The sequence below is a fragment of the Saccharibacillus sp. CPCC 101409 genome (genome assembly GCF_030518235.1).
Taxonomy (GTDB): domain Bacteria; phylum Bacillota; class Bacilli; order Paenibacillales; family Paenibacillaceae; genus Saccharibacillus.
Genome location: NZ_JAULSA010000008.1, coordinates 231,637 through 249,776, shown reverse-complemented (window position 1 = coordinate 249,776; position 18,140 = coordinate 231,637). Strand labels below are relative to the sequence as shown.

The following is an 18,140-nucleotide window of genomic DNA, read 5'->3' as shown; positions in this document are numbered from 1 at the left end:
ACACTTATTTCGTGCTTTTCCGCTTCGATTCGGCTTTTGGCTCCCGAATAGCTGCACCTGCGTTGCTATTTGAAGAAATCGAAAGGTTTCGCCCCAAATAAGTGTACCTGTGCCGCTATTTTCCGTTTGGTGTCCTATCCGGCTTTCTCGACGCCCTGAAGGGATTTCTCAGTTAAGAGAAATCCCTTTCTTTTTTGAAAAGCTCTATTTTTGATAGAGCCGATGCCCGAAGGCTTGATAAACTATTTCGGATGCGGGTCGAACTTGTACGTCCAGAACTTCTCGTCCGCGAAGCGCTCGCGCAGCAGAGGGTCCTGGAGGGAGCGGCCTTCGAACACGGGATCGGTATGGAACTGCGACTTGTGCGCTTTGATCGAGCCGACTTTCTGCTCCAGGTACAGCGTGATGTCCACATGCACGTCGGCCGGACCTAGCGCGCGCTCGTGGCCTTTGGCGAAAGCGACGACATGCACTTTCGGCCGGTCTTTCGGCTTCATCGCTTCGACGACGCGCACGACGGCTTCGCCGCAGGCGTCGTGGTCCGGATGCACGCTGTACTGCGGATGAAAAGTCAGAATCAGCGAAGGATTCAGTTCTTCGATCAGTTCGCGCAGCCTGCCGTCGAGCAGCTCGCGGTCTTCGAATTCGATCATTTTATCGTGAAAGCCCAGCGTGCGCAGATCGGTGATTCCGATCGCCGCGCAGGAAGCTTCCAGTTCGGCGCGGCGGATCGTCGGCAGCGTCACGCGGTTCGCAAACGGCGGGTTGCCCAGGTTGCGTCCGAGCTGGCCCATGGTCAGGCAGGCGTAAGTGACGGGCGTTCCGTTATGCAAATGGTAAGCGGCGGTGCCGGAAACGGTAAAGGACTCGTCGTCCGGATGGGGAAATACAATCAAAACATGGCGTTCCACGGGAATACCCGCTCCTTTCCGTGGACGGCTTGAAGCCGTCCTTTATTCGGGGGATGGATGCAAAACAGACAGACCTGAACGAGAATACTGCCGCCTTTCACGCGGCGCGAAGCCGCGGCGGCATCAGAACGGCTCGGGGCTCAGCATCAGGCTGACGACAAGTTTGCCGTCGCGGTCGTTGCCGGCCAGAATGGCGTGTTCCGTCTCGCTTTCTTCGTAGTGCGTCAATCCTTCGGCATAGATCCAGCCTTCCGGCATTTTCAAGCCCACGCGGTAAGGTCCGTTCCCGGAGATCGAGCCGTGCGAGTAGCTGACTTTGACATTGCGGATCAGGTTCGAAGCGACGAGCTTGGAACGGTCGCGATCGAACGTATAAGCGCCGTTGGTGAGCTCAAGATGCAGGTACAGTTCCTGGTCTTTCAGCTTATCCAGCAGTTCCTGGACGGCTTGCGGTTGAATAGGCAGCATCGGAGTCTTCCCTTCGGTTTAGGCCGTGTACGCAAACTCAGCGACGTGCAGATTTAGCTGCCTTTTCGCCCTCCTCGGCGTCACTTTCCCTTGACGTGCCCCGGCACGCCTTCGAAAAAGTTCCTTGCTGAGAACGAAAATTCAGCTAAATCTGCGTCCTTCGGAGTTTGCGCACACGCCCTAGTATTTGCAAAAAGTACTTCTCATTATAGTACAGGATGCAGGCGGCGACAACGAAGCGGCTTCGGCGGCAGACTCGCGGAGGCCGTACGGATGCTCTCAAGCGGGTCGGCGCGGCATAAAAAGAAGCTCCGTTTCCGGAGCTTCGGCGCCTGCGGCGCCCTATCTTGTATTTTTTTCGGGCCGCCCGGTTTACCGCATCCGCAGTCATTTGGACCGGTTTGGACGCAGCCTCGTCCTTATATTTTCTTTTCGAAACTCCGCTCGTTTTCCGGCACGAACGCCTCCGCCGCTTCTTCGCTTTCGGCAAAAGTCACCGCTTCGATCACGAAATCGGAATCCGCGGACAGCGCCGCCGGCGAACTTTCGGCGCGCGCCGGAACCGGTTCTTCCGCGATGATCGCCGCGGAAACCGCCGCTTCCCCCACCCGGAATCTGCCGATCATCCGTTCCAGCTCGGCCGACATGCTTTCCAGCTCGGCGGCGGAATTCTTCATATGATCGATCGCCGTCAGTTGGCCTTCGGACGATCGTTCGATTCCGCCAAAGTGCAGCGACGTCCGCTGCGAAACCTGTTCCATCAGCGCCGCCGAGGCCGTTGCCTGCTGCGCTCCGGCCGCCGTTTGCTCGGAAACGGCCGACACTTCCTGCAGCTGCTCCGCGATCCGCTCGACGGACGATAGGATGCCGCTGAACGAATCGCCGGTACGCTTGACCACGCCGGCCGCTTCGTCGATCTCGCGCGCCTGGCTGCGCACGCCTTCGACCGCTTCTCCGGTCTCGGTCACAATGCCCGTTACGATCGAAGCCACGTCCGAAGCGGACCTTGCCGTCTGTTCGGCCAGCTTGCGCACTTCGTCCGCCACGACCGCGAAGCCGCGCCCGTGCTCGCCGGCTCTCGCCGCTTCGATCGAAGCGTTAAGCGCCAGCAGGTTCGTCTGCGACGAAATCGCCTGAATCTCGCCGACCAGGTCGCCGATCCGGCTGGAGTGCTGATTCAGCCGCTCCACGCGCTCCCGCGTATCGCCGGAGGAAGCTTGTACCGACTGCATCCGCTTCAGCGCTCCGCGCACATATTCGCCGCCGCTCTTCGCGGTCTCCGACGCATCCTGGGCGGCGCCCGCCACGACGGTCAGCGCATTCGCGATATGCTGAATGCCTCCGCTGACTTCGCCCAGCGCCCGCGCGTTTTCTTCGCTCAGGCGCGCCTGCTCGCGCACCCGCTCTCCCGCCTCGCCGAGATGCTCCGCCATTTGTCCGCTGGCGGCCGCCCACGCTTCGGCGCTTTCCGACAGCGCTTCGGCCGAACGGCGCGTATTGCGCGTGCCGGAGCGCACGCCCAGAATCATCCCGCTCATCGTATCGAGCATCGATTGGAAAGCGTTCGACAACCGTCCGATCTCGTCTTTGCGCGTTCCCGCAATCCGCGAAGTCAGATCGCCGGCTTCGACGCCGCGCATTTCGCGCGTCAGCTTCAGCAGCGGAGCCACGATCATCCGCGACATGAAGTACAGCACAACCAGGGAAAGAAGCAGCACGACGCCCCCGACAAGGAATGCCTGGTTGCGGTTATGGTCCATCTGCTCCCGAATCGACGTGGCGTCGAAGTCCGCGCCCAGCACACCGAGCAGCTTGCCCGATTCGTCCTTGATCGGCACGTACGTGGTCAGCGTCGATCCGTAATCGTCATCCGTGGTCAGACTGCCGATCCGCGTCTCTCCCGCAGCGAACGCCGCTTCCAGCTCGGGGTCCACACTGGACTCCACCTGGCCGAGCTGCGACAATTCGTCGCCTTTGGCGGTCGTGGGCGCTCCGTCGATCGCATAAAAGTATTCTTTTTTGCCACCGCTTTCGCGCATATTCATCGTATACAGGTATTTCAGGTGATTGGCTTCGCGCAGTTCGTTCAGCCTTTTGCGTACCTGGAAGTAATAAGCGGTCACCCCGCTCTCCGGCGTCACTTTCGCATAGGCTTCGGGATCGATCTCGCCGACGGCGTAGTCCGCAATGCTCTGCGCCTGTTTGCCTACCGACTGGACCAGGAGTTTCGACGAAGAGTGATACAAACTATAGCCGAGAACGGCCTCCGATACGACAATCAACGCGGAAAATACAAGCATGATCTTCAAAAGTAAACTTTTCAAATCGACCTCGCCTCTCAATTCTGAACTGTACCGCCGAAGAGGGGTGCACCTCTTGCTTTGTGATAAGTTTAGGCGAATAGCCTCTTTGTTTCAACAAATATTTAGGATAAAAACCTCACATGAGGAATATTTTTTAATTTTTAAAGCAATTTCGATGAAAAATAATCTTCTGACTTACCCGCCGCGTTTTGCAAGTCCTCTGCCTGTAAACAAAAAGAAGCTTCCGGCGCTTGGCCGGAAGCTTCTTCCAACAGAATTACATTTTCGATCGAATACGCGGCGGGAAAAGTTTCAAAAACCGTTCCTCGGCCGAGATTTGTTAAGCGTATCCGCTTCGCGTTTCTATCTCTTAGTTCGTGAGGTAGATTTCGTTCGAAGCGTCGGACAGCGCATTGCCTGTCGCCTGATTGCCGTTGGCTACCGAAAGCACGAATGCGCGGTACGGCGTGTTGGCTTGAAGCGCGTTGCCGTAAGCGTCTCTGTCGCTGTTCACGGCGAACGTTACATTGCTTCCGTTCCAAGTTTTGGAGTACGCGCTCTGCTGCGCATTGGCTACCGTGAAGTTGGAAGCCTGCGAACTCGGAACCAGCACTACGCGGTACGAAGCGATGTTGGCATCGTTCGTCGGTCTGCTGAAGCTTACCGTCGCCGTTTGACCGTTGCCCGAAGCGTTGACGTTGGTCGCCGGTTGAACGGAAGCTTCTCTCAGCGAGACTTCGTTCGAGCTTCCCGACAGCGTGTTGGCGCCGTTGTTCGATACGGTCAGGACGAAGAAGCGGTAGCTGGTGCCGTTGTTTGCGATCGTATTTCCGTTTACATCTTGACTGTTGGCGCTAAGAGTCTGACGAATCTGTCCTGTTCCGTTCTTGGAGACCGTCGTATAGTTCGATGTCGCATTGGCATTCGACAGCGTGAACGATCCTGCCTGGCTGGCCGGCACGGCCAGAATGCGGTATCCGCTCACGGAATCTTCGTTCGAAGGACGGGAGAACGTTACGGTAACGTCGCTCGCATTGCCTGTCGAACTGTTTACATCAGCCGTTACGTTAGTCACAGTCGGCGAAGTCGAATTATTGGTCGACAGCGTTACCGTGTTCGATACGCCGGACAGCGCATAGTTGGCGTTGCCGTTCGAAGCGTTCGATCCTACCGCCAGCACGAATGCGCGGTAAGCGACGCCGTCGCGGATCGGCTCGCCGTTCACGTCGCGGCTGTTGGCGTTCAGGAAGATGCTCTGGTTGCCGCCCGTTTTGGACAGCGGCGTATAGTTGGCCGACGGTACGCTGATCGCCGATGCCAGGTTGAAGTTGCCCGCGCTGCCGGATTTTACGATCAGCACGCGGTACTCGGATACGCTGCTTTCATCCGAAGCGCGGCTGAACGTTACCTGCAGGTCGCGTCCGTCGCCCGCATTGCCGGAATCGCTAAGCACCGGAGTCGAAGGCGTGCCCACGTTGTTGCCGCCCAGCGTAACGACCTGGGAAGCGGACGACAGCACGTTCGTGCTGCTCGATGTGCCGGAGCCCACCGTCAGGACGAATACGCGGTATGCCGTGCCGTTGCGGATGGCGTCGCCGTCGCTGTCGCGAGTCGCCGCGTTCAGCGTTTGCGTCAGGTTGGAGCCGGTCTTGCTGACCGTCGTGTAGTTGGCGCTGCTCAGCGCGTTGGCCGAATTGATATTGAAGCTCGAAGCTTTCGTATCTTTGACCACCACTACGCGGTACTGGCTGATATTCGCTTCGTTTGCCGCTTTGTTGAACGTTACGCGCAGATCGCGAGCATCGCCGTAGTCGCTGATGTCGCTCGCCGCCACGTTAGTCGCCGACACGTCCGAACCCGCGGTGTTCAGGGTTACGGAAGCCGAAGCGGACGACAGCGTGTTGTTGGATGCGATGCCCGAAGCGTCCACGCCCAGAACGAAGACCGTATACGGCACGCCGTTTTGGATCGGGTTGCCGGACGTATCGCGGGACTGCGCAGTCAGCGTTACGCTGGGGGAAGCCGCGCCTTTGGCAACCGTCGTCGCGTTCTGATCCGTTACGGCGTTGGCCGCCGACAGATTAAACGAACCCGCTTCGCTGGTCTTCACGACCAGAACGCGGTAGCCGGAAATCTTCGATTCGTCCGAAGCTTTGTTGAACGTAACCGTCAGGTCGCGTCCGTCTCCGCTGTCGCCCGTGTCGGTTGCTCTCACGGAGCTTGGAATCGATCCGCCGCTCAGCGTAACGGCCGACGAACCGGTAGACAGCACAACCTGGTTGCTTGCGAATTCGTTGCCTACCGCCATCACGTATACCTGGTAAGCTTGTCCGGATTTCAGCGTTTCGCCGTCCGTATCTTTGGCCTGCGCCGACAGGCTCAACGTCTGGTTGGAACCCGTAGGCAGCGCGGCTGTGTAATTGTTGGCTTTGGAAGCCTGAGTTGCCGCGGCGGAAGTGAACGAAGAAGCTTTTTCGGACTTCACCACGAATACGCGGTACTGCTGCACGTAAGCTTCGTCCGGAGCTTTGTTGAAAGCAACCTGGAGGTCGCGTCCGTCGCCGTATTGGCCGAGGTTGCGCGCCGATACGGAAGTCGGAGCCACCAGATCCGGCGTAGTCGTAATCAACACGCTCAGATTGGCTTTATCCCATTTCACGTCCTGGCCGAGCGATTCGCTGATAAAGCGCAGCGGCACGACCGTGCTGCCTTTGACCACGGATGCCGGCACGTCCAGCGTCACGGTCGAGCCGTTGACGGTAGCCGTTTTCGAACCGATCTTCAGCGAGATGGTGTCGCCGCCGCGTTTGGCGGTAACGGTCTTCGCTTTCTGGTTCCAGTTTACGTCGGCGTCGAGCGCTTCGAAAATGCTGCGCAGAGGCGCAAGCGCGCGGTTGCCCTGGAGGATCGGCGGCTGGGCCGTTTTCAGTTGGACGCCGTCGATAAATACTTTAATGTTGGTGGTTGCGGCACTGGCAGAGTGTTGAATCCCCCCGGATACCAACAGCGCTCCCGCAAGTACAGCTGCACTAATTTTCTTGTTCATCGTTCATTCTCCCTTCCCTTTCAGGTCTGTTGAAATGATTGAGTCATCTTCATGTAAGCAAGTGCGGTCTCTGTATCATTTCCCCTGATTCTTTGACGCTTAAACACTCGTAAAAGTTGCCTCCCACGCCAAAAAAACAAGATAATCCCTTTATTTCGCGCTTAAAAATACCGTTTTCGATTTGCTCGAAAGCTCGCTAAAAAGCCCGGCGGGCGCGCGTTTGCGCATGTCCGCCGGGCTTGGCACTCCGTGTCGAAATTTATTCCCGACTTTTTTGTGAAAATGCCGATTAAATCAATCGGATCAGCGACAAAACGATGCCGACGACGAAGCCGCACACCGCTCCGTTTACCCGGATCCACTGGATATCCTGGCCTATTTTTTCTTCCAGCATCTCCACCAGCTGGTTGTCGTCCATCCGGTCCACATTGTCCCGCACCAGCTTGCCGATCCGGTAATGGTTGTTCTCGGCCAACTGCACGACCGCGCCGCGCACCTGCTCTTCCCAGCCTTCGACCCGTCCGGGTTCGGCGGCCAGGCCGCGCACGACCGCCGCGTACAACCGGAACACGAGCCTGCCGCCCCGCCCGCGCTCCTCCGCCGTTTTCGCCAGGGCGAATTCGCGAAGACGCTCCAGGTTCTCGCGGATAAACGCCGTGGTGCTTTCTTCGTACAGCACTTCCAGCACCTGGCCGCGCACATACTCCAGCTTTTCTTCGTCGCCGGCCGCTTCGAACAGCTTGACGCGCACTTCGCGCAGGATCGCCAGCCGCTGCTCGCCGTAAGGATCGAGCAGCGAGTCGATGCCGGCGCGCAGCATCGTTTGGATCATGGTGCCGAGCTTGTCTTCATTGACCATGCCGGCAAACGCCTGGAACGCAAAGCCGGTGAAACCGCCGACTTTGGCGCTCGACAGCTGTTCCAGCGCCAGCACGCCCATCGTATCTTTGGTTTCCGGGCGCTCGACCCATTTCTTGGCTTCGCCCAGCGCGTAATCGAACAGCTGCACTTCGTAGCCGTCGTTCAGCACTTTGGTCAGCGCGCGATCCGCCAGCCCGGCCGCGTCGGCTCCGCGGACGTAATTCGCCGCGGCTTCGCGCACCGGTTCGATCGCTTTTTCCAGCGGCAGCTTGGCGATCAGTTCCGCCGTATAATCCAGCACCTGCTGCCGGGTCCGCTTGCGGGCCATCGTGCGCGTCAGCATGGAAGCCGCTCCCCGCACCAGATTGAGCTTGCGAAGCTGCCGCGTGATGCTGTCTTTGTTGAGCAGTTCGTTCTCCATCGCCGAGACCAGAGACGAGACGATCCGCTCTTTGTTTTTCAGCAGCAGCGACGTATGCGGGATCGGAATCCCGAGCGGATGGCGAAACAGCGCCGTTACCGCAAACCAGTCGGCTAGACCGCCGACCAGACCGGCTTCAAAACCGCCGACCAGAATAAACGTCCACGTATTCTCGGGCAGGAACAGACAGGCCACAAAGCCCGCCGCCATAATAATCAGCGAGATTCCCGCCAAATTTTTCGACCCCATTACAATCCTCCTCGCCGGATTGGGCATTCTTTTTCCGGATTGTCTTTTTACCGGGATAAATCCCTTGATTTCCGCCGCTATCCGGGTCCTGCGGACTCCTGTCTATTTTAGTACAGTCCATGATTGAAACGCAAAAAATGACTTTATAGTGTAAGTATAAAAGTCCGGCAATCCGGCATGACCGGGACGGACGAAAGGGTGGGAAGCCAAATGGACAATATCGTATTCATCACATTCAAGCAGCAGGAGCCGCTGGACGCGGTGGTGGAAAGGTTCAGGGAACGTCCGGTGACGGACGAATACTCGGTGCTGCAGGCCGCGGTGCTGCGCAGGCTCTCCGGCGAGATCGTACCCGAGCAAGATATCCGGTTTACCGGAGACGACACCGGCCATCTGACGTACGACCTGATCGATTCCGTCGTAAGAGTGGTCGCCGGCCCGATCGGCCGGATCATCGGCGGTTACGCCGGAGCCCTGCTGGACGCCGACCTGAACGCCAACCGGATCGTCGAAGAATCCGGCATCCTCGAAGCGATCGCGGCCAAGCTCAACGACAACGAGTGGGCGCTGCTCGCGCTGGTGCGCGAACACAGCGAGATCAGCCTGAGCAGCCGGCTGAATTCGCTCGGCGCCAGCGCCGCCGTGCGCAAAGACGCCGCCCTCGTCGCCTACGAAGTCATGAACGCCGACGAGATCCTGGCCGGCTGGGAAGAAAAACTCGGCCCGCTGCACGCCGTAACGCCGAACGATTCGATCCGCGAGAAAGTCCGCGCCGAACTCCGCGAACGCGCCAACCGCGACTCGTTCGAACAGGAAGAATCCGTCCGCGAACGCCTCCGCGGCGATTTCGAATACCTGCACAGCCGCGTCAAAGGCTGGCAAGGCCGCAACCAGGCCCCTTCCGTCGATTGAATCGACCGACCCTGCTTCATTTATTTTAAGTACTGTATAGCCGCTATCTCGACAAGCTGCCAATCGTCTTTGACCTCCCCGCAAGACAGCGGCCTTCCCAGCGAGGCCGCTTTTGATGTATCGGGGAAGTCCTCCCCCGGAAAAGGCATGAAGAGCCGAGGCGGAGTTTCCATGAAGGAGTTAAAGACTTTCGAAGAACGTCACAGGCTGTGTAGAAAGCCGAGTAAGGCGTGTCTTCAAACCTCGATGGAAGCAGATTTGGCCGAATTTTCGTTCGATGCAAGGAACTTTTCCGAAGGCGTGCCGGGGCACGTCAAGGGAACGTGACGCTGCCTTTGAATGAAGCGTACGCGCTTTAGGTAATGAAGCGTACACGCTTGAGGTACGGTTCATTGGAGAACGAAAAGGGGGCAAAAGGTGCACATTGGCAGGTTTGAAGACACGCCCTAGGGTTCCAAACAGAAAATAGCGGCACAGGTACACTTATTTGGGGCGAAAATCTTCGGTTTCTTCAAATAGCGGCGCAGGTGCAATTATTCGGGTGCCAAAGGCCGAATCCAAGCGGAAAAGCTCGGAATAATTGTATGAGCGCAGTTATTTTCTCGAAAACGTAAGATCAAGCCTGAATAAGGGCATATACGCAGCTATTTTAGATTCGTCTTGCCGCTCGCTTTGTTTCTCCAGTCCTTTCCCCGATCTTTCATTCCACTCGAACCTGCCTGATTCGGAAGCTTATGCTAATGGAATTCTCCCGCCGTTCCCCTGCCTTTTCCCGCACTTCAGACTTTCCCGATCCATTTATCGGCCTCCCAGAAGACAGCTTTCCCCTCCACCATTCATTTTTTGTCGAACTTTACCGAAATATAGCAGTACATGAACTTGATTTACTTTTTTTCTTGATAATTTATTGCAATTTTGTTGCACAAAATATAAAATGCTATTGAATATTCCCTATACCCGAAAGGAGCCGTACTCTGACATGGAAGAATCGCGTTACAACCTGGATTCTCATCTTTGCTTCTCGCTGTATGCCTGTTCGCGGGCTATTTTCCGCATGTACCGGCCTTTGCTCGACGAGCTTAACCTCACATATCCGCAGTATCTCGTACTGCTTGTACTCTGGGACCAGCAGGAGAGCAGCATCAAAGAGCTCAGCCAGCTGCTCAGCCTCGATTCCGGCACGCTGACCCCGATGCTTAAACGGATGGAAACGTCCGGCCTGCTGGAGCGCAGCCGCTCGCAGGAAGACGAACGCATCGTCACCGTGCGCATTACCGAAAAAGGCCGGGAGCTTCAGGACCGCGCCGCCTGCATCCCCGCCGCGATGCTGGAATCGAGCGGACTCGATCCGAAGCAGATCGGCCAGTTGAACGAATCGATCCGCGCCCTGATGGCCAGCGTCGAAAACTATCGCTGATTCCCGTCCGGCCCTTTTTCTTCCGCCGCTCCCGGGCCGGCTTTCTTTCCGTTTTCCCTCCTCGCCCGCTTCCGCGAAACCGGTCCGCTGTAACAATCATTCCCGATCCGGCCGATAACAAAAGTGGATCAATGTCTTGCGGATCGCCCATTGCGCCCGCAGATCAATGTCTTACGGAAATGAGGAACTTGAAATGAACGAATACCGGCAGTTCTTACGCCGGCTCGTCCGCAATTATATCGTCGGGTCGGTGCTGGCGGTCCTGTGCGTGGGCGGAGCCGTTATCTCGTCGGCGCTCCAGCTGACGATCGGGAGATTCGACCGCATCTTTGTCGTGCTGCTCGTTTCGTTCCTCTTCATGGTCTCGCTTGAACTGCTGACGTTCAGCCGCCAGGTCAAACCGATCCGCGCCCTGTTTCTCGCCGAACGGCCGTCGCCGGACCAGATCCGCGACGCTTACGTGCAGATTCACCGGCTGCCCGCTTTGTCGGTCCTGCGCATCATGGGGCCGCATCTGCTCGGATTGTCCATTCCGGCCGTCGCGTTATCGCTGCTGTTTATTCATCGGGGCTGGATCGATCTGCCCGTTTCCTATATCGGCATCGCCTGCTCCGGCGCTATTCTGGTCGCCGGGATGCACGCGCTCGTCGAATATTTTCTGACCGACCAGGCAATCCGCCCGCTGCTCCAGCACGTGAGCGAAATGGGCAGCCGGGAATACGGTATCCGCGTCTCGCTCGACGGCCGGGTGATCGTATCGACGCAGCGCAAGTTTCAGCTCAGCGCTTTCTCCATCGGCACGTTTCCGCTGTTCTTCTTCGTGCTCGCGACGCAGATCCGGCTGACGGTCACGCATTCGCCGCTGATCGAAGATTACTGGAAGTGGGCGTCGCTCATTCTCGTGTTCGGCGTCTTTTTCTCGTCGCTCGGAGCGTGGCTCTTGAGCCGCAGCGTGCGCCAGCCGATCGGCAATCTGGAAAAAGCGCTGCGCGCCGTCCAAACGGGCGACCTCGACGTGCGCGCTTCCGATCTGTACTCGGATGAATTTTCGCGGCTCGTCTCCGGCTTCAACCATATGGTGCAGGGATTGTCCCAGCGCGAGCGCGTCAACGAACAGCTGCTGCAAAGTTATTTCTCGACGCTCGCCGCGGCGCTGGACGCCCGGGATACGTATACGGCCGGCCACTCGCAGCGCGTTTCCGAATATTCGCTGCTGATCGGCCGCGAAGCCGGACTTTCCGACAAAGAACTGGACCTGCTCAACAAAACGGCGCTGCTGCACGATATCGGGAAGATCGGCGTCCGCGACAGCGTGCTGCTCAAAGACGGACGGCTGACGGACGAAGAATTCGAACAGATCAAGAAGCACTCCATCCTCGGCGAAGAGATTCTCAAAAGAGTCGAACCGGCCGAGATGATGGCTCCGCTGCTGCCGGGCGTGCGTTCCCACCACGAACGCTACGACGGACGCGGCTATCCCGACGGGCTGGCGGGGAAGGATATTCCGGTATTCGGCCGGATTATCGCGGTGGCCGACGCATTCGACGCCATGACCTCGGATCGCCCGTACCGGAGCGGCATGCCGCTGGAGAAAGCGATCTCGATTATTTCGGACGGCAAAGGCACCCAGTGGGACCCGTACTACGCCCAGCTTTTTATCAATGCTTTTTATCAGGAAAAAGAAGAAGCCGCTCCGCTCGCCTATACGTACAAAGCCGAAGCCTGAAGCCGCGCGAACCGTTTACGCCCGTTCATTTTCACAGGGCGAACGACTTCAGCGCGGCTTTGATTTGTTCCGGAGGCAGCGGCTCGTACAGATCTTCCCAATCGTAAATCAGCTGCAAATACACGCGGTAGACCAGAAAAGCGATTACCCGCGCCGGCAGGCGAAACTGTTCGCCACGCTCCTCGTGACGCCGCACCAGCCCTTCGATATAGCTCACCACGCCCTCTTCGAGGGTTTTTCGCATATCCACCACGCCCTGCGTGCCGAATACCCGCGCCTCGCGATAGATGCCCACCAGAAGGCGATGGCGGCCGCGCAGCGCGATCACGGCGTCGAACGTCGTTTCGATATCGTCGCGCAGCGGACGGCCCGCCCGCACCGCCCGTTCGGTCTCCTCCACCAGTTCGCCGAGAATGCCCCGCACGATCTCCTGCAGCAGCGCTTCTTTGTTTTCAAAACAATCGTAGATCCCGCTTTTGCTCATTCCCGCCGTTTTCGCTACGCTCCCGATCGTCGTTCCCCGGAATCCGAAGCGCTCGAAACAAAGCATGGCCGCTTCCAGAATGCGCCGTTTTTTGTTTTCCATGCCGATTACTCCTTTCCCCGCCGCCTGATTTGAAAAAGCGCATAAAAAAAGAGAAGCTCCCCGCGGCGTCCGAAACCGAAAGGCATTCGTCCGCGGGAAGCTGAAATTGTTCTTTTGCTGTTTGAAATACGAGCTTACACGGTTGCGGGAGCGGCGTTCTGCGGCTCTTCCTTGCCGTCTTTGACGCGTTTGTTGCTGACGATAAACACGATTACCGTGAGCGCCAGGAACACGACGCCGAACAGTCCCACATGCGCAAGCTGCGTCCAGAAGTATCCGTAATCGTTGCCGAGCGAGATCGCTTCGCGCAGCGCGCGGATACCGTAAGTCGCCGGCAGATAAGGGTTGATATCCTGGAAGAACGCCGGCGTCAGCACTTTCGGGAACGTGCCCGCGCTGCCGCCGATCTGCGCCAGCAGGATCAGGAACGCGATAAACTGTCCGACTTTGCCCAGCGCCGCGAATAGCAGGAACAACAGCGACAGGAACGTCAGGCTGAGCACGAACGTAATCGCGTAGAAGTGCCAGACGCTCTGGACCTGCAGACCCACGATTCCGATCAGCACCGCGTCCAGAATCGCCGATTGCAGCACCGCCATGAACAGGATGATGCTGAATTTGCTCAGGAACCAGCTCCAGCCGGATCTCGGCCGGATTTGCGGCGTTTTGAGCGGGTAGACCGACGAGAACATGAGCGCGCCCGCGAACAGGGCGATCGTCATCATGTAAGGCGCCAGGCCTTCGCCGTAATCGGTGATATCGTGCACGTCTTCGTGCTGGAGTTCGGTCGGCTGCGCGAACATATCGTACGTTTTGTCGTCCGAGCTGACGTCGCCCGCTTCCTTGACGCCGTCACTGAGCGAAGTGTACAGCTCGTTCGTGCCGTCTTTCAGATCGCCGATGCCGTTGTTCAGCGTAACCGAACCGTCGGCGAGCTGATCAGCTCCGTCTTTCAGTTCGTCCGTCGCGCCGCCGAGCTTGCTCAGGCCGCTGACCAGCTGGCCTCCGCCGCTCTTGAGCTGGCCGAGTCCGCTCACGAGGCTTTGCGAGCCCGTTTGCAAACGGCCCGTGCCGTCGGCCAGGCTGTCCGCTCCGGTCTTGAGCTGGCCGGCTCCGCTGACCAGGCTGTCCGCCCCGGTCTTGAGCTGGCCGGCTCCGCTGACCAGGCTGTCCGCCCCGGTCTTGAGCTGGCCGGCTCCGCTGACCAGGCTGTCCGCCCCGGTCTTGAGCTGGCCGGCTCCGCTGACCAGGCTGTCCGCCCCGGTCTTGAGCTGGCCGGCTCCGTCGACCAGACTGCCCGCTCCGGTCTTGAGCCGGCCGGCTCCGTCGACCAGGCTGCCCGCTCCGGCCGCCAGCTGCTTCGAGCCGGCTTCGGCTTCGCCGATCTTCTCGGACAAGGTGCCGAGTCCGCTTGTCAGCTGCTTCTGTCCGTCCAGCAGGTCCGAAGAACCCTGGGCGAGCTGCTGCTGACCGTCGGCCAGCTGGCCGACCGCGGATTGGATCTTCTTCGCGCCGTCGTTCAATTGGCCGACGCTCGAAGCCAGTTGATCCAGCTGTCCGAGCGACTGCTGGATCTGCGACGACGAATCTCCGCCGGACGGCGATGCGTCGCCCGAACCGGAAGCGGCCGCCGCCATCATGCCCAGCAGCTGCTGCTTATCGGCATCCGGAATCGTGGAGCTGCCCTGAATGTAAGCGGCCATCGCTTCCTGCTGCTTCTTGATCGCGGCCGCTTTGGATTCAAGCTGCTCCTGCGCCGCGCCCAGCTGCCCAGCCGCGGCCGAAGCCTGCGAGCCCAATCCCTGCACAGCCGTGTTGAGCTGGTCCAAACCGCTTGCAAACGGACCGAGCTGCTCTTGAAGCTGCTGGAGACCGGCGCTCGATTGGCCGAGCCCCCGGTTCAACTGCTCCGCGCCGCTTTCCAGCTTCTGCGAACCGCCCTGCAGCGTATCCGCTCCGCTCTTGAGCTGCGTCAATCCGGTATCGAGCTTCTCCGCTCCGCTTTGCAGGCTGGACGCGCCGGTCGACAGCGTGCCGAGCCCGTCGTCGAGCTTCTTCGCGCCGGAAGACAAAGTGCCCAGTCCGTTATCGAGCTTCTTGGCGCCCGTGGACAACGTGCCCAGTCCGTCATCGAGCTTCGTCGCGCCCGACGACAGCGTGCCGATGCCTCCGCTCAGCTTCTGCGCGCCTGCGGAGAGGCTTCCGACTCCGTCGTTCAGCGTAACCGCGCCTGCGGCCGCGCTCGCGATGCCGGTGCTCAGCGTGCCGGCGCCGCTTTTCAGATCGCCGACTCCGTCCTGGAAGGATACGCTGCTTTCCGCCAGCTTCTTGAGGTTGTCGGTCAGCTTCTGCGAGCCGTCCGACAGGTCGGAAGCGCCGTCGTCGAGCTTCTTCGCGCCGTCGTCGGCGTCTTTCAATCCGTCGACCAGCTCGCTCAGGCTGTCGAATACCGTAGTCGCGTATTCTTTGGTGACCTGCTCGGCGATCTCCTCGTTGACTTCCTTGATCGCCGACTTGGCGATCTGCGCCGACGAATAGCCCATGCCGGCATTCGTGTAATACTTGAGATCCATTTTCTTCGGATCGGCGTTCAACAGGGTCGAAGCGTTCTCGGAGAAATTCTCCGGAAGCTCGATCACCATAATGTAGTCTCCGTCCTTCAAGCCGGCCATGGCGCCTTGACGATCGGCCTGGACCCACTTGAAAGAATCGTTATCCTTCAGCCCGTCGACAAAATCCTTGCCGACGTCGAGCTGCTTGCCCTCGTATTTCGTGCCTTCGTCCAGATTGACGACGGCAACGGACAAACGGTCCGTGTGGCCGTATGGATTCCAGTAAGCCGACAGAAAAAACAGGCCGTACAGCCCGGGGACCAACAGCATCGCGATCACGGTCAGCATCGTCATGCGGTGCTTCAAAATATTCAACCATTCCGATTTCAACATCGCCGGGTCATTGCTCCTTTCCTTTTGCCTTGATTTCCCTCTGTATGTCGACCAAGCGACCCGAACTGACCAGAAAAACATTTCGGTCATTCGGTACTGAAGAGAATTATATCACACTCGCCGATGAACACAACCGGTTTTTCAGCCTTTTTCAAAATATTTTCAAGCTTTTTCTTTCGTCCTCCTCTGTTTCATTATCGAAATCGTTAGGCGTTTCATGTAGAATCTTTTTTACATTAAAATCTCTTTCTTGATTTTTATGTTTTTATTTTATGGAAGTCTGCTTTTTCATCCCTACTCTTCCTCCCTAACGAATGGTATAATTGGTATATTGTTAAGAATGACTATTTAATGAGGTGAAACCCGTTGAATCCGCAGACCGATCTTGGGCTTAAATACGAGGTACTGACCGAGCTGATGCCCGCCATGCTGTCGAGCGAGACCCCCGCGCAGCTCCTGTCGGACGTTTTCGACTGCCTGAGCAAGCATTTCAGCCTGGATCTTTTATTGAACTATTGGGTCGAGGAACGCTTTCCTTACCGTCTCCAGCTGATCCACCACAGGGGCGTAACGGAAGATGAAGCCGCGGCGCTGCTGTCGCTCGACCAGGGACAGACCATCTGCGGAACGGTGATTGCGTCGCAGCAGCCTTATATTTGCGAAAAAGTGCAGGAGACGACCGATTTCAACGGACGTATCCTGCGGCAGATGGGCCTTCGGCGTTACGCCTGTTTCCCGATGACGATCGAGACGGAACGTCCTTTCGCCCTGGGATTCGGTTCGCGCCAGGCGGACCGGTTCGGACCGGCGGAGCTTGAGATGCTGCATCTGGTGGCGCAGCATCTCGTGCACGCGTTCAAACGCATCGGCGCGATCGAAGAGCTGAGCCGGCAGAACAACATGCTGTCCGAAACGAACCGGTTCCTGTCTTCTTCCGAGAACCGGTTCGCCGCAATTTTCGCCGCCAGTCCCCACCCGATGCTGATTACGACGGTGGACGAACACGAGCTGATCGAAGCCAACGACGCGTTCCTGATCCTGCTCGGCATTACGCGGCGCGATCTCGATACCCGCTACGACGAGCTGATCCGCCGCAACGAGCTGATGCTGCAAATCCCCGAGCCCGACGAGAAAACGACCGCGCCCGAAGGCATCAGCCGGGAAGTCACGTTTACGAACGAAGCCGGCGAGGAAAAAATCTGTATTCTGCGCACCGTGCGCCTGGACTTCAACGGCGAACTGCTGCTGCTGACCATGATCAGCGATCTGACCGAGCACAAGCAGTACGAACACGAGCTTCAGCGTCTGTCCCAACTGCATCTGGTCGGGGAAGTCGCCGCCGGGATCGGGCACGAAGTGCGCAATCCGATGACGACCGTACGCGGGTTCCTTCAATTAATGCTGATGCAGGGCAAGAACACGCTCGAACCGGCTTATCTCCAGGTCATGATCGAGGAACTCGACCGCGCCAACCAGATCATCACGGAATTCCTGTCGCTCGCCAAAGACCATATGGTGCAGCTCAAGCGCGAGAACCTGAACGACCTGATCCGCAAAATCCAGCCGCTGCTCGAAGCGGACGCTTCCGTCACCGGCAAGATCATCACCACGCATCTGACGGCGGTGGATTCGATCGAAGTGGACAGCAAACAGATCACACAGCTCATCCTCAACCTGGTGCGCAACGCGTTCGAAGCGACCGGCGATAACGGCTGGATTCAGATCAAGACGTATATGCAGGAAGGCCGCGCGGTGCTCGTGATCGAAGACAACGGTCCCGGCATTCAGGCCGAAGTGGTGGAGCAGATCTGGAAGCCGTTCTATACGACCAAGGAAAACGGCTCGGGCCTGGGCCTGGCGATCTGTTTCAGCATCGCCAACAAACACGGCGCTTCCATCGACCTATCCACCGGCACGGAAGGCACAGCTTTCTATGTGCGCTTTCGGACGATGTGAGTGGACGATTAAAAGACCGCCGAAATTCGGCGGTCAGAGTGTAGAGAAAGTCCTATTCGCAAGAGAAGCTTAAGCGCTGCGGGAGAAATTCGTTCCGGTCGCGTGTTGAAATCGAGAAAAAAGATTAAATTAAAGTGGAATTTTCTCGATTTCAAAGGCGAACGCTATCGCTCCTTCACTGAATTTCTCCCTCCGCTCTTTTATTTTGCTCAAAATCAGACTTTCACGACACGTGAGACCGCCGAAACCCGGCGGTCTTTTAATGTCTTTTGAATTGAAAATACCGGCTGCGCGATAAAGGCTCCGCCAATAATTCCTTGCAGAGCGCGGACGCCTTTA

The 18,140-nt window shown here is 58.0% G+C and carries 11 protein-coding genes; 4 read left to right on the top strand and 7 right to left on the bottom strand.

Annotated features, from left to right (window positions below):
* Positions 1-242 precede the first annotated feature (242 nt).
* The 5 genes from bshB2 to QWJ34_RS18000 all read right to left on the bottom strand — a co-directional run bounded on the left by bshB2 (position 243) and on the right by QWJ34_RS18000 (position 8,259).
* Positions 243-911 carry a bacillithiol biosynthesis deacetylase BshB2 gene (bshB2, locus tag QWJ34_RS18020; RefSeq protein ID WP_302729949.1) on the bottom strand — a complete coding sequence of 223 codons (669 nt, stop codon included), beginning with the start codon at positions 909-911 and terminating at the stop codon, positions 243-245.
* Positions 912-1,034: 123 nt separating this feature from the next.
* On the bottom strand, positions 1,035-1,379 hold the full coding sequence (locus QWJ34_RS18015) for a YojF family protein (protein ID WP_302729948.1): 345 nt from the start codon (positions 1,377-1,379) through the stop codon (positions 1,035-1,037).
* 419 nt (positions 1,380-1,798) lie between these two features.
* Positions 1,799-3,703, bottom strand: a complete 1,905-nt coding sequence (locus tag QWJ34_RS18010) for a methyl-accepting chemotaxis protein (protein ID WP_302729947.1) — start codon at positions 3,701-3,703, stop codon at positions 1,799-1,801.
* A 349-nt stretch (positions 3,704-4,052) separates the two neighbouring features.
* The gene (locus QWJ34_RS18005; RefSeq protein ID WP_302729946.1) at positions 4,053-6,728 is read right to left on the bottom strand and encodes a stalk domain-containing protein; all 2,676 of its coding nucleotides are present in this window, start codon (positions 6,726-6,728) and stop codon (positions 4,053-4,055) included.
* A gap of 289 nt (positions 6,729-7,017) precedes the next feature.
* The gene (locus QWJ34_RS18000) at positions 7,018-8,259 is read right to left on the bottom strand and encodes a DUF445 domain-containing protein (protein WP_302729945.1); all 1,242 of its coding nucleotides are present in this window, start codon (positions 8,257-8,259) and stop codon (positions 7,018-7,020) included.
* A gap of 210 nt (positions 8,260-8,469) precedes the next feature.
* On the opposite strand from QWJ34_RS18000, the gene QWJ34_RS17995 reads away from it, so the two are divergent.
* From QWJ34_RS17995 to QWJ34_RS17985, 3 genes are all read left to right on the top strand, one after another.
* Complete coding sequence (locus QWJ34_RS17995) at positions 8,470-9,171, top strand: hypothetical protein (RefSeq protein ID WP_302729943.1); 702 nt, start codon at positions 8,470-8,472, stop codon at positions 9,169-9,171.
* A 979-nt stretch (positions 9,172-10,150) separates the two neighbouring features.
* Positions 10,151-10,588: a MarR family winged helix-turn-helix transcriptional regulator gene (locus tag QWJ34_RS17990; RefSeq protein ID WP_302729942.1), complete on the top strand. Its 438-nt coding sequence runs from the start codon at positions 10,151-10,153 to the stop codon at positions 10,586-10,588.
* A gap of 193 nt (positions 10,589-10,781) precedes the next feature.
* Complete coding sequence (locus tag QWJ34_RS17985) at positions 10,782-12,314, top strand: HD domain-containing phosphohydrolase (RefSeq protein ID WP_302729940.1); 1,533 nt, start codon at positions 10,782-10,784, stop codon at positions 12,312-12,314.
* A gap of 31 nt (positions 12,315-12,345) precedes the next feature.
* Here QWJ34_RS17985 and QWJ34_RS17980 read toward each other — a convergent pair whose 3' ends face one another.
* Both QWJ34_RS17980 and QWJ34_RS17975 read right to left on the bottom strand, forming a co-directional pair.
* Positions 12,346-12,900: a TetR/AcrR family transcriptional regulator gene (locus tag QWJ34_RS17980; RefSeq protein WP_302729938.1), complete on the bottom strand. Its 555-nt coding sequence runs from the start codon at positions 12,898-12,900 to the stop codon at positions 12,346-12,348.
* A gap of 134 nt (positions 12,901-13,034) precedes the next feature.
* Positions 13,035-15,845, bottom strand: a complete 2,811-nt coding sequence (locus QWJ34_RS17975) for a YhgE/Pip domain-containing protein (RefSeq protein ID WP_302729937.1) — start codon at positions 15,843-15,845, stop codon at positions 13,035-13,037.
* Positions 15,846-16,211: 366 nt separating this feature from the next.
* On the opposite strand from QWJ34_RS17975, the gene QWJ34_RS17970 reads away from it, so the two are divergent.
* Positions 16,212-17,801: an ATP-binding protein gene (locus QWJ34_RS17970; RefSeq protein WP_302729936.1), complete on the top strand. Its 1,590-nt coding sequence runs from the start codon at positions 16,212-16,214 to the stop codon at positions 17,799-17,801.
* Positions 17,802-18,140 lie beyond the last annotated feature (339 nt).

Bases quoted from the DNA above. Each gene is read 5' to 3' on its own strand.
- QWJ34_RS18015 (WP_302729948.1), bottom strand. From the start codon at position 1,379: ATGCTGCCTATTCAACCGCAAGCCGTCCAGGAACTGCTGGATAAGCTG.
- QWJ34_RS18005 (WP_302729946.1), bottom strand. From the start codon at position 6,728: ATGAACAAGAAAATTAGTGCAGCTGTACTTGCGGGAGCGCTGTTGGTA.
- QWJ34_RS18000 (WP_302729945.1), bottom strand. From the start codon at position 8,259: ATGGGGTCGAAAAATTTGGCGGGAATCTCGCTGATTATTATGGCGGCG.
- QWJ34_RS17995 (WP_302729943.1), top strand. From the start codon at position 8,470: ATGGACAATATCGTATTCATCACATTCAAGCAGCAGGAGCCGCTGGAC.
- QWJ34_RS17990 (WP_302729942.1), top strand. From the start codon at position 10,151: ATGGAAGAATCGCGTTACAACCTGGATTCTCATCTTTGCTTCTCGCTG.
- QWJ34_RS17985 (WP_302729940.1), top strand. From the start codon at position 10,782: ATGAACGAATACCGGCAGTTCTTACGCCGGCTCGTCCGCAATTATATC.
- QWJ34_RS17980 (WP_302729938.1), bottom strand. From the start codon at position 12,900: ATGGAAAACAAAAAACGGCGCATTCTGGAAGCGGCCATGCTTTGTTTC.
- QWJ34_RS17975 (WP_302729937.1), bottom strand. From the start codon at position 15,845: ATGTTGAAATCGGAATGGTTGAATATTTTGAAGCACCGCATGACGATG.